The following is a 999-nucleotide window of genomic DNA, read 5'->3' as shown; positions in this document are numbered from 1 at the left end:
GTACACGGCGGCCCAGGTGTGCGGCAGTGGCTACCAGGTGATCGACTCGGCGACGCTGACCGACGGCGACGGTCGCCGGCGCGGCCGGGTCTACCTGCTCTACCACTCGGGCAACGGCAACAACTGCGTGGTCACCCTCAAGGACACCGCGGTCGGCACGAAGTCGGCGGCGTCGGCGTACCTGGAGGTGCAGGGGCGGGCCCGCAGCACCGACAGCGGGTCCTTCGACTACTACGCCGGGCCGGTGCGGACCAGCGCCGCAGGGACGTGCGTCAAGTGGGGCGGCTCCACCGGTGGGGTCAGCTACGGCAGTGGATTCGAGCACTGCGACTGACCGGACCACGACCGCCCGGGCCGGCAGGCAACGGAACCCCGGGCGGCCTTAAGGTACGGGCATGTCCGTTGACGGGTGGAACACGGTCCTGGTTCTCGGCGGTATCCGGTCCGGCAAGTCCGAGTTCGCTGAGTCCCTGGTCGCCGACGCGCCGGTGGTCCGCTATGTCGCCACCGCCCCGGAGGGCGATCCGGAGGACACCGAGTGGGCGACCAGGCTGGCCGCGCACCGCGCCCGGCGGCCGGGCAGTTGGAGCACCGAGGAGACCGCGGCCGACCCGCGGCGACTGGCCGACGTCCTCGAGTCCGCGCAGCCGAACGAGACGCTGCTCGTGGACGACCTGGGCGGCTGGGTGACGGTGCTGCTCGACCCGGACCATCAGCCCGCCGACGACGTGGCGACCATCGCTGAGCTGGCCGAGGCGATCCGCGCCTGCTCCGCGCGGGTGGTGCTGGTCAGCCCCGAGGTGGGGCTGTCCCTGGTGCCGACCACGCCGCTGGGTCGGGCGTTCACCGACGCGCTCGGCGCGGCCAACCGGGCGGTCGCCGACGCCTGTGACGCTGTGGTGCTGGTGGTCGCCGGCCAGCCGGCCTGGCTGAAGCCGGCCGTGCCGCCCGCGTCCGCCGCCGGCGCCGTGCCGGCCGTGAGCGCCGCCGGAACTGGCC

General features: G+C 74.0%; 1 protein-coding gene and 1 pseudogene. Both read left to right on the top strand.

Annotated features, from left to right (window positions below):
- Positions 1-334, top strand: a pseudogene (locus EAD98_RS30815) (M23 family peptidase); the annotation flags it as partial.
- Between the two features lie 61 nt (positions 335-395).
- On the top strand, positions 396-999 hold a 604-nt coding region (gene cobU, locus EAD98_RS00285), incomplete at its 3' end, for a bifunctional adenosylcobinamide kinase/adenosylcobinamide-phosphate guanylyltransferase (RefSeq protein WP_233583650.1).

Source organism: Micromonospora sp. CV4, assembly GCF_003667455.1.
GTDB lineage: Bacteria > Actinomycetota > Actinomycetes > Mycobacteriales > Micromonosporaceae > Micromonospora.
This window is presented reverse-complemented; position numbering and strand designations above follow the sequence as displayed.